At 33.9% G+C, this 16,228-nt stretch carries 18 protein-coding genes and 1 tRNA gene; 10 read left to right on the top strand and 9 right to left on the bottom strand.

From position 1 onward, the window contains the following. Positions 1-97 precede the first annotated feature (97 nt). On the top strand, positions 98-1,906 hold the full coding sequence (locus tag HM982_RS06210) for a T9SS type A sorting domain-containing protein (RefSeq protein ID WP_179352227.1): 1,809 nt from the start codon (positions 98-100) through the stop codon (positions 1,904-1,906). 43 nt (positions 1,907-1,949) lie between these two features. On the opposite strand, the gene HM982_RS06205 is transcribed toward HM982_RS06210, so the two are convergent. Beyond that, complete coding sequence (locus tag HM982_RS06205) at positions 1,950-3,098, bottom strand: cysteine desulfurase family protein (RefSeq protein WP_179352226.1); 1,149 nt, start codon at positions 3,096-3,098, stop codon at positions 1,950-1,952. 161 nt (positions 3,099-3,259) lie between these two features. On the opposite strand from HM982_RS06205, the gene HM982_RS06200 reads away from it, so the two are divergent. After that, positions 3,260-4,210 (top strand): hypothetical protein, encoded by a 951-nt coding sequence (locus HM982_RS06200; protein WP_179352225.1) that lies wholly within the window; start codon positions 3,260-3,262, stop codon positions 4,208-4,210. Here the strand turns inward: HM982_RS06200 and HM982_RS06195 are convergent. Further along, on the bottom strand, positions 4,207-4,764 hold the full coding sequence (locus HM982_RS06195) for a Smr/MutS family protein (RefSeq protein WP_179352224.1): 558 nt from the start codon (positions 4,762-4,764) through the stop codon (positions 4,207-4,209). The two genes, HM982_RS06200 and HM982_RS06195, sit on opposite strands and share 4 nt — an antisense overlap. Next, entirely contained in the window at positions 4,754-4,969 is a 216-nt protein-coding gene (locus tag HM982_RS06190; RefSeq protein ID WP_179352223.1) for a hypothetical protein, read from the bottom strand. The genes HM982_RS06195 and HM982_RS06190 overlap by 11 nt, the downstream gene beginning before the upstream one ends. Positions 4,970-5,144: 175 nt before the next feature. Between HM982_RS06190 and HM982_RS06185 the strand changes: the two genes are divergently transcribed. Beyond that, the gene (locus tag HM982_RS06185) at positions 5,145-5,447 is read left to right on the top strand and encodes a DUF2752 domain-containing protein (RefSeq protein WP_246296579.1); all 303 of its coding nucleotides are present in this window, start codon (positions 5,145-5,147) and stop codon (positions 5,445-5,447) included. Positions 5,448-5,459: 12 nt separating this feature from the next. Next, positions 5,460-5,792 carry a CCC motif membrane protein gene (locus tag HM982_RS06180; protein WP_179352222.1) on the top strand — a complete coding sequence of 111 codons (333 nt, stop codon included), beginning with the start codon at positions 5,460-5,462 and terminating at the stop codon, positions 5,790-5,792. A gap of 80 nt (positions 5,793-5,872) precedes the next feature. Here HM982_RS06180 and rocD read toward each other — a convergent pair whose 3' ends face one another. The 4 genes from rocD to HM982_RS06160 all read right to left on the bottom strand — a co-directional run bounded on the left by rocD (position 5,873) and on the right by HM982_RS06160 (position 9,707). Beyond that, positions 5,873-7,117: an ornithine--oxo-acid transaminase gene (gene rocD, locus HM982_RS06175; protein ID WP_179352221.1), complete on the bottom strand. Its 1,245-nt coding sequence runs from the start codon at positions 7,115-7,117 to the stop codon at positions 5,873-5,875. 223 nt (positions 7,118-7,340) lie between these two features. Next, entirely contained in the window at positions 7,341-8,657 is a 1,317-nt protein-coding gene (gene murA / locus HM982_RS06170; protein WP_179352220.1) for a UDP-N-acetylglucosamine 1-carboxyvinyltransferase, read from the bottom strand. A 6-nt stretch (positions 8,658-8,663) separates the two neighbouring features. Beyond that, a complete protein-coding gene (locus HM982_RS06165; protein ID WP_179352219.1) occupies positions 8,664-9,323 on the bottom strand; it encodes a DUF4290 domain-containing protein in 660 nt (219 codons plus the stop codon). Between the two features lie 90 nt (positions 9,324-9,413). Continuing rightward, complete coding sequence (locus HM982_RS06160; RefSeq protein ID WP_179352218.1) at positions 9,414-9,707, bottom strand: DUF493 family protein; 294 nt, start codon at positions 9,705-9,707, stop codon at positions 9,414-9,416. Positions 9,708-9,921: 214 nt separating this feature from the next. On the opposite strand from HM982_RS06160, the gene HM982_RS06155 reads away from it, so the two are divergent. The 5 genes from HM982_RS06155 to HM982_RS06135 all read left to right on the top strand — a co-directional run bounded on the left by HM982_RS06155 (position 9,922) and on the right by HM982_RS06135 (position 14,471). Further along, the gene (locus tag HM982_RS06155; protein ID WP_179352217.1) at positions 9,922-10,464 is read left to right on the top strand and encodes an AAA family ATPase; all 543 of its coding nucleotides are present in this window, start codon (positions 9,922-9,924) and stop codon (positions 10,462-10,464) included. Next, positions 10,464-12,359 carry a RecQ family ATP-dependent DNA helicase gene (locus HM982_RS06150; protein ID WP_179352216.1) on the top strand — a complete coding sequence of 632 codons (1,896 nt, stop codon included), beginning with the start codon at positions 10,464-10,466 and terminating at the stop codon, positions 12,357-12,359. The genes HM982_RS06155 and HM982_RS06150 overlap by 1 nt, the downstream gene beginning before the upstream one ends. After that, positions 12,356-13,315 carry a methionyl-tRNA formyltransferase gene (gene fmt / locus HM982_RS06145; RefSeq protein WP_394354342.1) on the top strand — a complete coding sequence of 320 codons (960 nt, stop codon included), beginning with the start codon at positions 12,356-12,358 and terminating at the stop codon, positions 13,313-13,315. Before HM982_RS06150 ends, fmt begins: the two co-directional genes overlap by 4 nt. 196 nt (positions 13,316-13,511) lie before the next feature. Next, positions 13,512-13,784, top strand: coding sequence for an HU family DNA-binding protein (locus HM982_RS06140; RefSeq protein WP_008271173.1), 273 nt, complete (start codon positions 13,512-13,514; stop codon positions 13,782-13,784). 132 nt (positions 13,785-13,916) lie between these two features. After that, positions 13,917-14,471 carry a YqgE/AlgH family protein gene (locus HM982_RS06135; protein WP_179352215.1) on the top strand — a complete coding sequence of 185 codons (555 nt, stop codon included), beginning with the start codon at positions 13,917-13,919 and terminating at the stop codon, positions 14,469-14,471. An 81-nt stretch (positions 14,472-14,552) separates the two neighbouring features. Here the strand turns inward: HM982_RS06135 and HM982_RS06130 are convergent, their stop codons facing one another. After that, a complete protein-coding gene (locus tag HM982_RS06130; protein ID WP_179352214.1) occupies positions 14,553-15,404 on the bottom strand; it encodes an aminotransferase class IV in 852 nt (283 codons plus the stop codon). Positions 15,405-15,533: 129 nt separating this feature from the next. Further along, a complete protein-coding gene (locus tag HM982_RS06125; protein ID WP_179352213.1) occupies positions 15,534-15,926 on the bottom strand; it encodes an START-like domain-containing protein in 393 nt (130 codons plus the stop codon). Positions 15,927-16,108: 182 nt separating this feature from the next. Here HM982_RS06125 and HM982_RS06120 point away from each other — a divergent pair. Further along, a tRNA-Met gene (locus HM982_RS06120) sits at positions 16,109-16,182 on the top strand. Positions 16,183-16,228 lie beyond the last annotated feature (46 nt).

Here is a 16,228-nt window from a genome sequence, read left to right as displayed (position 1 = left end):
ATTCAGCAAGAAAACATCATCATAAATAACTAATTTTGAGCAGCTAAATTATCTGGAGTAACTTACTCTCAATACTTTAGTTCAAAATTTAAGACTCATGAAACTTCCTCTCTTTTCATTACTACTAATTTATTGTAGTATTTCATTTGCGCAACTTAGTGTTCAAAATGACGCTTATGTCTTTGTAAAAAACCAATATGTTTATGTTACAGACGATGTTAACATTGATGATGTTGATTCTAAAATATATCTAAGAGACGAAGCTCAACTTCTTCAAGGTAATGGAACAACTGGTAATTCTGGTATTGGGCAATTGAGTGTCTATCAAACAGGGACAGTAAACCAATGGAGTTATAATTACTGGTGTTCACCTGTTGGTAATAATTCAGCCGCTTTTGGTAATGAAGATGCACGCGTTAATTTAATTGATGATGCCACAGGATTAACATCGAGCGTAGATGCATTATTTGTAGAAGGTTATGACGGCAGTGCTAGTCCATTATCGATAGCTCAACGCTGGTTATGGACCTATCAAATATCAGATCAATATCTCGATTGGTTTTTTGTTGGCGCTACAGGAAATATTAAACCAGGTCTTGGTTTTACCATGAAAGGAAATGGAACAGGTTTAACAGGCAGCCAATTGTATGACTTTAGAGGTAAACCAAATAACGGAACTATTACCAATGATGTTGCTAATGGCTTAAACACTTTAATTGGTAATCCGTATCCAAGTGCTATGGATTCCGCTGCGTTTATTCATGACCCTGCCAACCAAGCATCAATTAATGGTACGTTACAATATTGGGAACAAGATGGTAATGTACCCTCTCATGTCTTACAAGATTATATTGGTGGGTACTCTTTATTTACAATTGATGAATTTGGTGCAATTATCACTAACACCCCTGCTGTTTTCTTTACATACGATGAACAAGATAACGTATTTTCTTTACCTCCTGGACCTGGAGGCTCAGGATCAAAACAAGCGTTACGCTACATACCCGTTGGGCAAGGCTTTATGGTTGAAGGTATCGCTGGCACACCAGAAGCTCCCGCAATGGTGTATACTAGGAATTCACATCGGGCGTTTGCAAAAGAATCTGATGGCAATAGTTACTTTTTTAGGAGCAATACAAATGATTCTAATACCACTGAAACGAATGAACCAATAGGCATACAATACCAAGATAATGGGCTCTCTATTATACCAGAAGATTATAAACGCTTTAGAATTAATGTCGACTTTAGTGATGACGAATTACAATACACAAGACAATTGGTTTTAAATTTTCATGATTCTGCAACCGCCGGATTTGATTATGGTTTAGAACTCATACGTTCAGAAAGCTACAGTTCAGATGCCTATTTCTCTTTAGATGAAAAGGTATATTCTGGTCAAGCATTTGCTTTTGAAGAAGCATTAATAATTCCTGTAGCCATTAATATTGAACAAGAGCAACCTTTGCGATTTAGAATATTTGACATTCAGAATTTCGATGATTCTCAAGGCATTTATATTCATGATAATGTCACAAACGCCTACACTAATTTAAGAAATCTAGATTACGAACTGAACATAGAGTCAGGCAACTATACGGATCGTTTTAACATTGTTTTTACCAACCAAGCTTTATATGTTGATGAATTTAATACCACACAATTAATAATCAATCAAGACAACACGCATCACCAACTTTCAGTACAAAACCCAAATGGTATGAATGTAAAGCGTATTACCCTTTATGATGTTGCTGGTAAACGCGTACTTCAATCGGATTTTGATGCTATTGAAGAAGCCTATAATTTATCTACAATAAATTTAAATGATGGTGTTTATATTGTGAATGTATCTTTGGACGCAAGCAGTATAGCGAAATCTCAAAAAGTAATTATTAAGAATTAATTGTATTGCTTTTAAAAAACTCGCTGTGATTAATATACCTAAATTAATTAGGCTTCATAAATTCCTTTAAAACCTTAACTACATAATCCAATTCCTCTTTGGTATTATAAATACTAAACGAAAAACGAATTGAAGGCTGCTTTAATTTTTCAATATCTAAAATTTCGGTCAGTACATGCGATTGTTGGTTGCTTCCGCTTTGGCAAGCACTCCCTTTTGAACATGCAATACCTTTTAAATCGAGTTGAAACTGTAACATAGACGCTTTTTCAGGAGCTATTGGTAAACAAACATTAACTAACGTAAAGGTACTCTTTTCGTTGTCTTCACAATTTCCATTAAAACTCGCTTTTGGTAAATGGGTTTTTATTTGCTGAATGAAATAAGACTTTAATTCTGAAATGTATGTTTTTTCATCCTCAAGAGTTGTATAGGCTATTTTTAAAGCTTCATCCATTCCCATAATATTATGAATAGATTCTGTACCTGCTCTATAACCACGCTCTTGCTCACCTCCAAAAATCAACGGTTTTAATCCCGATTCTTTTCGTATAAAACAAAATCCAACGCCTTTTGGCCCATGAAATTTATGTGCACTTGCTGCTAAAAAGTCAATAGAAATGGCTTTTAAATCTATATTATAATGACCCACAGATTGAACCGTATCAGAATGAAATAAAGCCTTGTACGTTGTGCAAAGTTCAGCAACGCGTCCTAAATCTAGAATATTTCCTATTTCATTATTAATATGCATTAAACTCACTATTGCTTTAGAACTATTTTGAAGTAAAAGTTCTAAATGCGAGTAATCAATATTACCACAGGCATCAACATTAACGAATTTAAGCGTTATATCATATTCCTTTTGCAACTGCTCTGCGGTATGCAAAACAGCATGATGCTCAATTTTAGAGGTTATAATTTCGGTAACACCCAAATCTCTAACCGCACTACGCAATACTAAATTATCAGCTTCTGTACCTCCAGAAGTAAACACAATTTCCGAGGCGTTTGCATTAAAATAAGCCGCAATATTTTTTCTACATTGCTCTAAGAGTGCTTTAGATGAACGCCCAAAACTATGTGTAGACGACGCATTTCCATAGTTATCACCCATCACTTTCGTCATACGTGTAATAACCTCTGGCCTAATTGCTGTTGTTGCGGCATTATCTAAATATATTTGCTTCATAGCGACTCTTTTTTGTTTCTAATGCTTAATAAGCTTCTAAATTTGAAGTTTGAACACTAAAAATCAACTTTGATAATCACAAAAATATTGTAAATAAAATTATTTAGATAATGAAGCGTTATAATTTTACAAATCCTTTATTTTTGCTAAAAATTGAATCTATGAGACGTCATTTTTATATCCTTTTTTGTTTTATCGTTTTGGTTGCTTGTGATGATGGCGATATTTTATCGGTAGATTTAGTCTTTGATCAAGAACTAGAACGTTGTGATAATTTTGAGGAGTATCATTTAATCTATGATACACGAGAAGACCCAAGTGAAGCACTAATTTTAGTTATTCCTAAAAATGATGATAACAACGCTTTGTTTACGACACCAACACCTGTAGACGAACCCTATAGTATAGATATAAGTGATACAGACGTAAGATTTATTTACAGAACGTATAATAGAGAATTAGAAAGCGGCGACTTATGTGAAATTATACCACCTGGAACATTGAGTATAATTGATGATTACGAAGCTGATGCAGGAGAAATACAAATTACAGTAACTATAGTAGATGATGATAATGATGGCATACCTACTGAATATGAAGGTTTAGCCGGTGAAGCCTATGAAGATGGTATTTATTGGGATTCTCAAGACACTGATGAAGATGGTATACCAGATTACATCGATGAAGACGATGATAATGATAATGTCTTAACGATAGATGAGATTATTCAAGATGATGACGATTACAATCCTTTGACTCATACTTTGGATACCGATGAGGATGGCACCTATAATCATTTAGATAATGATGATGATGGCGACTTCGTTTTCACGTATTTAGAAGACAAAGACGGTGATCAAAACCCACGAGACCCAGCAAATTATGTGGTAGATGAAGAAACTGGAGAAAATGTGTTTCGCTATTTATCTAGTCAATCTAATGCCGTTGAAGCTTATACCGATCCCGGAAAAAGAACCACTACATTTTCTAGAACGGTAACAACAAGTATAACAATTATAGGTATTGATTTAGATATTCTAAGAGCAACCACTGTAGAGTTTGGTACACTAACCACAGATTTAGAAGTCGATGCTCAATCACTTCTGGATTAAGGAGCTACATTCTGAAGAATTTTAACTTCAGTAGCGCCTAAACCATAAGTTTTATAATCGGCATCATAAAACACAACATTATTATAACGACCAAAAAGCGTTTCTAATTCTTGACGAAGCACGCCTTCGCCAACACCATGTATAAATACGACTTTAGGGATGCGTTTTCTAATCGCAAATTCTAATTGCCCTCTGGCGGTATCCAATTGAAGATTTAACATATCGTAATTAGTCATACCTCTTACAGATTTTGTTAAGTGATGAATATGCAAATCAACTTCAAACTTAGGCGCATTACGTTCCTTAGGTTTTACTGCAGGTGCTGATTGCCGTTTTTTAGATGCTTTTTCTTTTTTTACAGCTTCTATATCGGTATTATAAACTGCATCTTCAAGTGAATCCCCAGAAGCCATTAGCATAAGTTCATGGGCTTCAAATTGAAGCTCAAAACCATCATTATCTTCAACCGTAATTTGATTTCCTAAAATCTTTGTGATAACACCAAAAATATCATCATCAAGAGTTTCTACGCTATCGCCTACTTTAAACTTCATCTTCTTTTTCTGTTTTTACGAAAGATTCATCGGCTTCTTCCTCTTTATCTGGAATATTACGCGAAGTTCTATAGACTCCAAAAACCAATAACATAATACCAGCTAATAATATATACGTATTTTGTTCTTCTTGTGCTTGGGCATAAAAAGCAATAATACCACCAACAAGGATGCAAAGAAAATTGAGGGTTCTTGAAAAATTCATAGTTCTATAAATTAAAACACAAAAGTAAGGTTTAGAAAAATATTTTTAGGATTAGTCCTTTAAAATTATCACTTTAATAGCCAATTAAAGCCGTAATAATACTTATGAGAAAATAGTCATTAATTTTTTAAAAGCGATTCATCAGATAGTAATTCCAAATTGTTAATTTAGCAGCATGATTTTACTAGCAAAAGGCTTAGATGACTATATGCTGCCATGCCTTTGGAAGCAAACTTTCAATATTGATTGTATGGGTTGTGGCATGCAACGCTCATTGTCGTTTATTCTGAAAGGCGAATTTGTAGCAGCTTTTTATATGTATCCTGCCATATACACCCTTATTGCTATGTTTACTTACCTTTTATTTCATCTTAAATTTCAATATAAAAATGGTCATAAAATAATTTTTGGCCTATTTCTATTAAATATTAGTATTATTGTAACGAGCTTTATAACTAAAACTTTTTTAATCAACTAAAAACAAAAAAAAATGGAAAAACAACAAATCCCTAATGGTACCCTAATCCTAATCATGGGAATCTTATCAATTATTGGCTGTTGCTGTTATGGTATTCCTGGATTAATTTTCGGAATTGTAGCAATTATACTCGCAGGAAAAGCCTCTAAACTTTATATGGAAGCTCCTGAAAGTTATTCAGGTTACGGGAATGTAAAAGCTGGAAAAATCATGGGAATTATTGGTATAGTACTTAGTGTTTTAATGGTGGCTTATATCATTTGGATTATTTCTTTCTTTGGAATGGAAACATTACAAGACGAACAATTAATGCAAGAAAAAATGCAAGAACTATTAGGCCAATAATCTTGTTATTAACATAAATAAAAAAGCGATTTTCAATTAAGAAAATCGCTTTTTTTATACATATAATTTAGTCGCTATAACTATTTTTCAAATTCCTTAAGTGTCTTTGTAATAATAGCCACACAGTCTAATAACTGTGCTTCAGTCATAACTAATGGTGGTGCAAAACGAATAATATTACCATGCGTTGGTTTCGCTAACAAACCATTATCTCTTAATTTCAAGCAAATATTCCAAGCCGTATCACTATCTTCTGCATCATTTATTAAAATGGCATTTAATAAGCCTTTTCCTCTAACAGCATTTACAATAGGACTGCTTTCGATGAACTTAGAAAGTTCAGCTCTAAATAATTGTCCTAAAACTTCTGCATTATTTGCTAAGTCTTCCTCTTTAATCACTTCTAAAGCCGCAATAGCAACCGCTGCTGCAACCGGGTTTCCACCATAAGTACTACCGTGATTTCCGGGTCTTATCACATTCATGATGTTATCATTTGCTAAAACAGCAGACACCGGATAAGCTCCACCAGATAAGGCTTTACCTAAGATTAAAACATCTGGTTTTACATTTTCGTGATCTACAGCTAACATTTTCCCAGTTCTTGCAATTCCTGTTTGCACTTCATCTGCAATAAACAAAACATTATGCTTTTCACACAAAGCTTTAGCCTGAGTTAAATAACCTTCACTTGGTACATATACACCAGCTTCCCCTTGAATTGGCTCTACTAAAAAGCCTGCAACATTAGCATTGTTTTCTAAAGCCGCTTCTAAAGCTTTAAGATTATCATATTCAATTTTAATAAAACCTTTAGTGTAAGGCCCAAAGTTTTTTCGTGCTACGGGGTCGTTACTAAATGAAATAATAGTGGTGGTTCTTCCGTGGAAATTATTCTCACATACAATGATTTCAGCTTCATTTTCATCAATACCTTTGACTTCATAAGCCCATTTTCTACAGATTTTTAAAGCCGTTTCTACAGCTTCTGCTCCTGTATTCATTGGTAAAAGCTTATCGAAATTAAAGGTTTCTGAAGCGTATTTTTCAAACTTACCCAACATGTCATTATAAAATGCTCTTGAGGTTAAGGTTAACGTTTTTGCTTGTTCAGCCATAGCATTGACAATCTTTGGATGACAATGTCCTTGGTTTACAGCCGAATATGCTGACAGAAAATCATAATATTGTTTCCCTTCTACATCCCAAACATGTACACCTTCACCTCTACTTAAAACTACAGGTAATGGGTGGTAATTATGGGCACCGTATTTGTTTTCTAAATCTATCGCTTCTTGCGATGTTAATTGGTCTAAAACAGCCATTTTTTAATATTTTTTTAAATGAATACTATATCCATTCCTTATCTACCTTTATTCTTTCAAAAAAGTATTGAAAAAGCAGCGTGGGAAAGAAATCATCCCTGAAGAGTTGCGAAAATAATAAAATATTTTCAAAATAAATATTAAACCATAAAAAAGCCTAAAGAATGAACTTTAGGCTTTTTTTATTTTAATCTTACACCAATTTGGTGTGTTTATTATCTAATTAATTTCCATCGACGCGTTCTATCTTAGCACCAATAGCTCTTAAACGTTCATCTATATTTTCGTAACCACGATCAATTTGTTCAATATTATGAATTGTAGACGTCCCTTTTGCTGATAATGCTGCAATTAACAAGGAAACCCCTGCTCTAATATCTGGCGATGTCATGGTGGTGGCTTTTAATGTCGATTTAAAATCATGACCAATAACGGTTGCTCTATGCGGATCACAAAGAATAATTTTTGCGCCCATGTCAATTAATTTATCGACAAAGAACAAACGGCTTTCAAACATTTTTTGATGTACTATAGCACTTCCTCTTGCTTGTGTTAAAACGGTTAAGATAATACTTAACAAATCTGGTGTAAATCCTGGCCATGGTGCATCTGCAATGGTTAAAATAGAGCCATCAATAAAGTTTTGTACTTCGTAACCATCAGTATGTGCGGGAATATGAATATCATCACCTTGGCGTTCTACCGTTATGCCTATTTTTCTAAAAATATTAGGGATCACGCCTAAATCGTCCCAACTTACATTAGTAATGGTCAATTCACTTTTAGTCATCGCAGCTAAACCAATCCAGCTCCCAATTTCAATCATATCCGGTAACATGCGGTGTTCGGTTCCTCCAAGTACATCTACACCTTCAATCGTTAAAAGGTTAGAACCAACGCCAGATATCTTAGCGCCCATACGGTTCAGCATTTTACACAATTGTTGTAAATACGGTTCGCAAGCAGCATTATAAATTGTAGTTGTGCCTTCTGCTAAAACGGCTGCCATAACTATATTGGCTGTTCCTGTAACCGAAGCTTCATCTAAAAGCATATAAGTACCTTTTAGCTTTTCAGCTTCAACACCGTAAAACAAATCTTCTTTATTATAACGGAATTGTGCACCTAATTTTATAAAGCCTTCAAAATGGGTATCTAAACGACGACGACCAATTTTATCTCCACCTGGTTTAGGAATATAACCTTTACCAAAACGGGCCAACAAAGGACCAACAATCATAATAGAGCCTCTTAAGCCTTTTCCATCTTCTTTAAATTCTGCAGATTCTAAATATTTTAAGTTAAGGTCATCAGCTTTAAAGGTGTAAGATCCTTTGCCAATGTTATTGATTTTAACACCTAACTTTTTTAATAAATCTATGAGCTTATTAACATCAATAATATCTGGAATATTATCAATTTGAATTTCTTCAGCAGTTAAAAGTACTGCACATAAGATTTGCAAAGCTTCGTTTTTAGCTCCTTGTGGCTGAATTTTACCTTTTAATCGGTGACCACCTTCAATTTTAAATGTACTCATGCGTTTTTAGTAGCGTTTTCTGTTACTAGAATATTTCTTTTTATTCGAAGAATTGTTCTTTTTGTTTGAATTGTTTTTGCTACCATATTTTGATTTGGTACGCATTAAGCTTGAAGCATCTGTTAAATCTTCTTTGCTTTCCTTTAAATTAATTTTACCACCCGAAAGTTCGTAGAGGTGATCGTAAATCACAATATCTTCAACCGTATCTTTATTCCAATTAAGAAAACATTTTTTCATGTGGTTGGCAATGGTGTAGGTTAACGCTTCTTTTAACTCACCATCTTCCCAACTTACCGCAACATCTATCATGGTCTTTATATTATTCCCATAAAAACGGTATTTAGGATGGTTTTGCGGATATCTTAAAGGTTCTGGTCGCGCTTGTATTTCTTCTTGAGAAGGTTCGCCATAAGGGGAATCGACATCAATATCAAAATCAGCCATAATAAACAACTGATCCCATAATTTATGTTGAAAATCGGGCACATCTCTTAAATGTGGTTGTAGATTTCCCATTACGGAAATAATGGCTTTAGCGACTTTATTGCGTTCTTCTTTGGTTTCGCGAGACTTAGCGTAATTAATCATCTTTTGCAGATGACGTCCATATTCTGGTATAATTAAATGCTCGCGCTCTGTGTTGTATTCTAAATCGTCAATCAAAATTATAAAGTGTGTAGTGTAAAGTTCTAAACCTGTAGTCTTCTAGGTTTTGTTGCAAAGTACAAAAAAATATGATGCTTAAAAGAAAATTTATAGTGAAATTACGCCTTCAACATTTTCTGCCACTTCTTTATATTTAGCAATCACAGCCTCAGGGTTTTTCATTCTTACGTTAATGGAAACACTTGTATATTTTCCATTTTTAGAAGGCTTTGTATTTATCACGGCTCCAAGACTATTAAAAAGTCCTTCAACATCTGCAATTCCCGTACCTTTTGAAAGCACAATAAATTTATATAAATATTCGGTTGGCCAACTTGAAGTATCGTAAAGTTGCGACTTTAGTTTTTCGTAAAATTCGTCTGTTTTCTTAGAACTATCCATAGTGAAATTTTTCAGGGACAAAGATACGTTTAAAACTTAAAAACGAAAGATTAAATCAGGTGTCGGTACGCTTTTCAACTTAAAAAAAAGTTAAAAATGACTACAATTAGACACGAATTAAACATTTGAGCTCAAAATATCAATCGGATTTTAATATTCTATATTTAAACCCTTATTTTTATCCTCTATTTTATTTTTCAAAATCTATTCTAATTTGAATCCGAAAAAAGTTGTCATCGCAGGGGGTCCTGGCAGTGGAAAAACCACTATTATTAATGCATTAAAAAAACGTGATTTTATTTGTTATGATGAAATTTCAAGACAAATCACATTACAAGCCCGAAAAGATGGCGTTGAGCAAATGTTCCTTACCGAACCTTTACTTTTTAGTGAAAAACTACTAGAAGGTAGAACGCAACAATTTTTAAACGCAGAAAAAGAAACAAAATCTACCGTATTTTTAGATCGTGGTTTACCAGATGTTATTGCTTATATGGATTATATTGGTGACACCTATCCAGATCATTTTGTTAAGACTTGTGAAGCCCATAAGTACGATGTTATCTTTGTGTTAGCTCCTTGGCAAGAGATATTTACTAGTGATAGCGAACGGTACGAAAACTTTGAAGAAGCCATTGAAATCCATAAGCATTTACTAACCACCTATCAGCGTTTTGGCTACCAATTAATTGATGTGCCCTTCGGAAGTGTTAAAACTAGGACCGATTTTGTTTTAGAGTTCTTAAATTTGCAGTAATGCACCCTATAGAAGTTTTAGAACGGTATTGGCAACATACATCCTTTAGACCGTTTCAAGAAGAGATTATTACTTCGGTTTTAAACCAAGAGGATACCTTTGCCTTATTACCAACGGGTGGCGGCAAATCGGTATGTTTTCAGATTCCTGCTTTAATACAAGATGGTATTTGCATTGTGGTTTCGCCTTTAATTGCCTTAATGAAAGATCAAGTTAATACCTTAAAAGAAAAAGGAATTAAGGCCATTGCATTAACCTCAGGAATGGCTTACAAAGATTTAGATACCCAATTAGACAATTGTATTTACGGTAATTATAAATTTCTGTACCTCTCACCTGAGCGTTTACAGCAAACTTTGGTACAAGAGCGCATTCAGCAAATGAAAGTCAATTTAATTGCGGTTGATGAAGCGCATTGTATCAGCCAATGGGGAAATGACTTTAGACCCGCTTATAAAAATATTGTTAGTTTAAGGCAAATGCATCCGCATGTTAATTGTATTGCTTTAACTGCAACGGCCAAACATAATGTCGTTGATGATATTGTTAAAAATCTCGATTTTATAAACCCTAAAATATTTAAAGCGTCTTTTGCGAGACCAAATATCGTTTACAATGTGCTGCATACGGACGATAAATTATTTCAGCTAGAACACCTTTTAAAAACTTATACGGGCACCTCTATTATTTATGTAAGAAACCGAAGAGCAACGATTCAGATTAATGACTTCTTAAATGCCAAAGGGTTTTCATCCACCTTTTATCATGGCGGCATAACCAATAAAGAAAAGCAAGAACGCTTACAGCAATGGTCTAACGGTCAAAAAGAAATTGTGGTCGCGACAACAGCGTTTGGAATGGGAATTGACAAGGCTAATGTTAGAACCGTTATTCATTTTAATTTACCCGAAAGTTTAGAAAGCTATTATCAAGAAGCCGGAAGAGCTGGAAGAGATGGCAAATTGGCCCACGCCATCATTTTAAAACAGCATATTGATGAAGACCACCTACGTAAGCAGTTTTTAAGCACCTTGCCATCGGTGGCTTTTGTTAAAACCGTTTATAATAAGCTGTGTAACTATTTTCAGATTTCTTATGGTGAAGGCGAAAATACAATGCATCAATTCGATTTTAAATCGTTTTGTAGCCATTATAAACTAAATGCCAGCATCACTTATAATGCGTTATTGTTGTTAGACCGAAATGCGGTTATAACGCTAATGCAACATTTTAATTTCAGGACTAAAATTCAATTTACAACCACCAATGCCGTCCTATTTAACTATTTAGAAAGACATTTAGATTTAAATGTTTTGGTTAAAGTACTCTTAAGAACTTATGGCGGTATTTTTGATTATGAAACAAAGGTGAATCTCAGTTTGGTGATTAAAAAAGCTAAGCTTTCAGAAAAACAAGTTATTGAGCAATTGCAACGTTTAGAAAAAGACGAAGTTATTAGTTTACAAATGGCCAATACCGATTCAGAAATCACGCTTTTAAAACCACGCGAAGATGCGATTACCATTAATCCTATTGCCAGAAATATAGAGCAACAGCACACTTTAAAACATCGGCAGATTGAATCGGTTTTAACGTATATTAAAAATGATTCTGTTTGTAGAAGCCAACAACTATTACGCTATTTTGGAGAAAAAACAAATCAAGATTGCGGACAATGCTCCGTATGTAAGGCTAAAGTTTTAAGTACAGATGCCACATCAATTAAAACGATAAAGCTTCAAATTATTAACCATTTAGAAAAACAAGCTTTATCATCTAGACAGTTATTAGAACACCTTAAATGTTCAGAACAGGTCCTTATTTTGGGACTTTCAGAATTAATAGAACTCAAAAAAATTAAATTAACACCAGCTAATACTTATACGCTTATATGATGAAAAAACGCGACTTACGAATTGTTTTTATGGGCACACCAGATTTTGCAGTGACCACATTAAAGGCATTAATTGAACACAACTATGAGGTAGTAGGTGTAATTACGGCTCCAGATCGACCTGCAGGACGCGGCCAAAAGCTAAGAGCTTCGGCGGTAAAAGAATTTGCGTTAGAACATAAACTGACTATTTTACAACCTACAAATCTAAAAGCTGAATCATTTTTAGAGGAATTAAAAGCTTTAAAAGCCAATTTACAAATCATAGTCGCCTTTAGAATGCTCCCAAAAGTGGTTTGGCAAATGCCAGAATACGGCACCTTTAATCTTCATGCCTCATTATTACCACAATATAGAGGTGCAGCTCCCATCCATTGGGCTATAATTAATGGCGAGACTAAAACTGGAGTCACAACGTTTTTTATAGATGAAAAAATTGACACCGGTGCCATTATTTCAAGTGAATCAACTCCTATAGGAACAGATACAACCGTTGGTCAATTGCATGATGAACTTATGTTAATTGGTAGCGAACTCGTTATTAAGACGGTTAGACAGATTGAAACAGGAACGGTGAGTACTGAAGTACAACCGCAAACCGAAGATTTAAAAACAGCTTATAAACTTAACGCTGATAATTGTAAAATAGATTGGTCGCAACCACTAACCACTATATATAATAAAATTAGAGGCTTAAATCCTTTTCCAGCCGCTTGGTGCTACCTCGAAAATAATGACCCAACGCCTTTACGTGTAAAACTGTATGAAGTAGAAAAGCATGAAGCGCCACATAATTATGAATTTGGGACGTTAATAGCCACTAAAGATGACTTAAAAGTTGCCTGCCAAGATGGTTATATCACTATTATAGAAATTCAACTCCCAGGAAAACGTAAAATGAACGTAAAATCACTTTTAAACGGTTATGATTTTTCTGATAGCGCAAAACTGCTGTAAACCCTTATAATCATTGACATAGCAAAAAATCCGACGAAATACATAGTCTTTATTAACAAATGTCGCAAGTTATTAACAAAAAGCCGTATTTCCCTTGCTATTACTTGTATAGCTTAATATTCCTAATAATTTTGTGTACGGATTTAAAAAGGAGTATCTTTCTAAAACCAATTTTTAACAATTTAAAATAAATATTATGAACAAAACAGATTTAATCAATGGAATGGCAGAAAATGCTGGAATTACAAAAGCAGCTGCTAAAAAAGCATTAGATTCTTTATTAGTTGATATCGAAGGATCTTTACAAAAAGGTAACAGAGTATCTTTAGTAGGATTTGGTTCTTGGTCAGTTTCTAGAAGAGCTGCCAGAGATGGAAGAAACCCACAAACTGGAAAGACTATAAAAATTAAAGCTAAAAATGTAGTAAAATTTAAGGCAGGATCTGACTTAAGTAGCGCTGTAAACTAAGCCATTTTTTATTTAAAATACAGAACCTGCTCATCGAGCAGGTTTTTTTTTGCTCTAATTTTAACAGTATTTGTTGTTTTATTAACAAAAAAAACATAGATTTAAAGACCATTAACTTAGAAAAAGCTAAAAATGAACAAACCCGAAAAAGGTAATTTACTTATTGCCGAGCCATCAATTATCGGTGATATTTCATTTAATCGTGCTGTAATTTTATTAGCCGACCATAATGCTTTAGGTTCTGTGGGCTTTATTTTAAATAAGCCCTTAGAATACAATCTCAAAGATCTTATAGAAGGTACCGAATCTGAATTTACAGTCTACAATGGTGGTCCCGTTGAACAAGACAATCTTTATTTTATTCATAAATCACCAGAGCTTATCCCCAACAGTATAGAGATATCTAATGGTATTTTTTGGGGAGGCGATTTTAAAGTTGTATTAAACTTAATCAATGAAGGAAAAATTGTAGGTTCTGATATTCGCTTCTTTTTAGGCTATTCAGGATGGGATGAACAGCAATTAGACAGCGAACTCGAATCTAATGCGTGGCTAATTTCTGAAAACATCTACAATAAAGATATTATTTCTAAATCTTGTAACTCATTTTGGCGCGAAAAAATGCTAGAACTGGGTGGTGATTACAGTATTTGGTCTAATGCACCAGAACACCCGAGCTATAATTAAAGCTGTTATACATTAAGAAATAAAATTCTACTTATTACAACAGAAGCTTAACTCAATTGAAATACAAGATTTTTGAAGTGTCTATAGTAAACGCAGTCGTGCATTAAGTTTAGATACCAAGCCTTGAGCAAAAGTACTTTCATACGTTTTTTTACGATATTTAGTAATCGGCACAATCCCTTTAATAACATTAGTTACAAACAGTTCATCTGCTTTTTGAAGTTCAAACGGACTAATAGAAGCCTCCTCTACCGTTATATTAACATCTTTAGAAAGCAGTTCTAAAACTTGTTTGCGCATCACCCCTTTTAAACAACCATCTTCTAATGGTGGAGTTTTAATATGACCGCCTTTTACCAAAAATAAATTACCATTTAAAGCTTCTATGACACTTTTATTGGTATTTAAAACCAAACAATTATCAAAATCATTTTCTTCAGCATAAATACTCCCTATAACTTGAATGGCTTTATTATTAGACTTTAATCCAGACAGTAGCCCTGGGGCCATAAAATAATCTTTATACAAATCCACTAAGCAAGTCGCCTTAACATCAATACTGTAAAAAGGATCTGTATGTGGTTCTGCTACAATATTAAAATTAACCTGAGTTTCTGTTGAGGGCAAGTATTTTCCACCTTCACCACGATCCACATTTAATCGTACGCGTGCAGCAGCATGTAATAAATGGTTAGCCTCAAGGGTTTTTAAAATTTCAGCTTCTAAAAATTCCATAGTGAAGTGCATTGGAATAGCCATTCTAAGAATTCGCATGGAAGACATCAATCTAAAATAATGGTCTTCCCAAAAGAAGATTTTACCGTTGACAACTTTTAAAGTTTCAAAAAGTGCATCGCCATATTTATAACCTCTGTTTTCTGTGCTGAGTTTAGAATCTGACTGAGAAAGTAGTGTACCGTTAAAATTTATCATAAAAAAAATCGGAGGCCTCCGTAAGAAGACCGTATTATTAAAAAATATGTACTATAAAATTATGACATAAAAAATCTCGATTTAATTCTAAAATTAAATCGAGACAAAGATAAGGTAATTAGTTTGTTCTTAAGCTGAACCTAACACTTGTTTAAGGCTAGAAATTTGATTCGTCCATAGCATTTTCCCCTCATCTATTTCATCATCTTCAGCAAAATCAGTTATCATTAAAGAAACATCTTTAGTGATTTCATCGACTTGTATTCGGATTTCAAAATAATAAGGCGCGCCATCTTCGTCATCACTTAACCAACGAAACTTAATACGTTCGCCACTTTTTTTACTTAATACTTTAGCTTGTTCTTCTGAGCCATCCCAAATAAAAGTAAATAGCTCTCCACGAGAGTTTACGTTATCAGCAAACCACTCAGACAGACCTGAAGGTGTTGATATATATGTATATAGTAATGCTGGTGATGATTGAATCACAAACTCCATTTCAAATTTTTCTTTATCGTCCATAAATACATTTATTATTTGCTCAATATATACAATTATAGCCGAGTTTTAATCATTAAATTAAAATTAATTTTTTTAGTTTTTATTGCTTGCTATCCTGGAAATTGTTTTTATATTTGCAGCCGCAATTACATAGATGCTTTTGACAATAACTTGAGCAACTTTATCAAAATGTAATTGAAAATGGCGAGGTAGCTCAGTTGGTTAGAGCGTTGGATTCATAACCCAGAGGTCACGAGTTCAAATCTCGTTCTCGCTACAGCAGTAAAAGTCTAGCACGAAAGTGCTAGACTTTTTTTATGCAC

Source organism: Winogradskyella vidalii, assembly GCF_013403955.1.
Lineage (GTDB): Bacteria > Bacteroidota > Bacteroidia > Flavobacteriales > Flavobacteriaceae > Winogradskyella > Winogradskyella vidalii.
Note: the sequence above shows the minus strand (reverse complement) of the source record. Positions and strands in the feature narration are given on the sequence as shown.

Coding starts and splice junctions, on each gene's coding strand:
- HM982_RS06210 (WP_179352227.1), top strand. CDS start 98: ATGAAACTTCCTCTCTTTTCATTACTACTAATTTATTGTAGTATTTCA.
- HM982_RS06205 (WP_179352226.1), bottom strand. CDS start 3,098: ATGAAGCAAATATATTTAGATAATGCCGCAACAACAGCAATTAGGCCA.
- HM982_RS06200 (WP_179352225.1), top strand. CDS start 3,260: ATGAGACGTCATTTTTATATCCTTTTTTGTTTTATCGTTTTGGTTGCT.
- HM982_RS06195 (WP_179352224.1), bottom strand. CDS start 4,764: ATGAAGTTTAAAGTAGGCGATAGCGTAGAAACTCTTGATGATGATATT.
- HM982_RS06190 (WP_179352223.1), bottom strand. CDS start 4,969: ATGAATTTTTCAAGAACCCTCAATTTTCTTTGCATCCTTGTTGGTGGT.
- HM982_RS06185 (WP_246296579.1), top strand. CDS start 5,145: ATGATTTTACTAGCAAAAGGCTTAGATGACTATATGCTGCCATGCCTT.
- HM982_RS06180 (WP_179352222.1), top strand. CDS start 5,460: ATGGAAAAACAACAAATCCCTAATGGTACCCTAATCCTAATCATGGGA.
- rocD (WP_179352221.1), bottom strand. CDS start 7,117: ATGGCTGTTTTAGACCAATTAACATCGCAAGAAGCGATAGATTTAGAA.
- murA (WP_179352220.1), bottom strand. CDS start 8,657: ATGAGTACATTTAAAATTGAAGGTGGTCACCGATTAAAAGGTAAAATT.
- HM982_RS06160 (WP_179352218.1), bottom strand. CDS start 9,707: ATGGATAGTTCTAAGAAAACAGACGAATTTTACGAAAAACTAAAGTCG.
- HM982_RS06150 (WP_179352216.1), top strand. CDS start 10,464: ATGCACCCTATAGAAGTTTTAGAACGGTATTGGCAACATACATCCTTT.
- fmt (WP_394354342.1), top strand. CDS start 12,356: ATGATGAAAAAACGCGACTTACGAATTGTTTTTATGGGCACACCAGAT.
- HM982_RS06140 (WP_008271173.1), top strand. CDS start 13,512: ATGAACAAAACAGATTTAATCAATGGAATGGCAGAAAATGCTGGAATT.
- HM982_RS06135 (WP_179352215.1), top strand. CDS start 13,917: ATGAACAAACCCGAAAAAGGTAATTTACTTATTGCCGAGCCATCAATT.
- HM982_RS06130 (WP_179352214.1), bottom strand. CDS start 15,404: ATGATAAATTTTAACGGTACACTACTTTCTCAGTCAGATTCTAAACTC.
- HM982_RS06125 (WP_179352213.1), bottom strand. CDS start 15,926: ATGGACGATAAAGAAAAATTTGAAATGGAGTTTGTGATTCAATCATCA.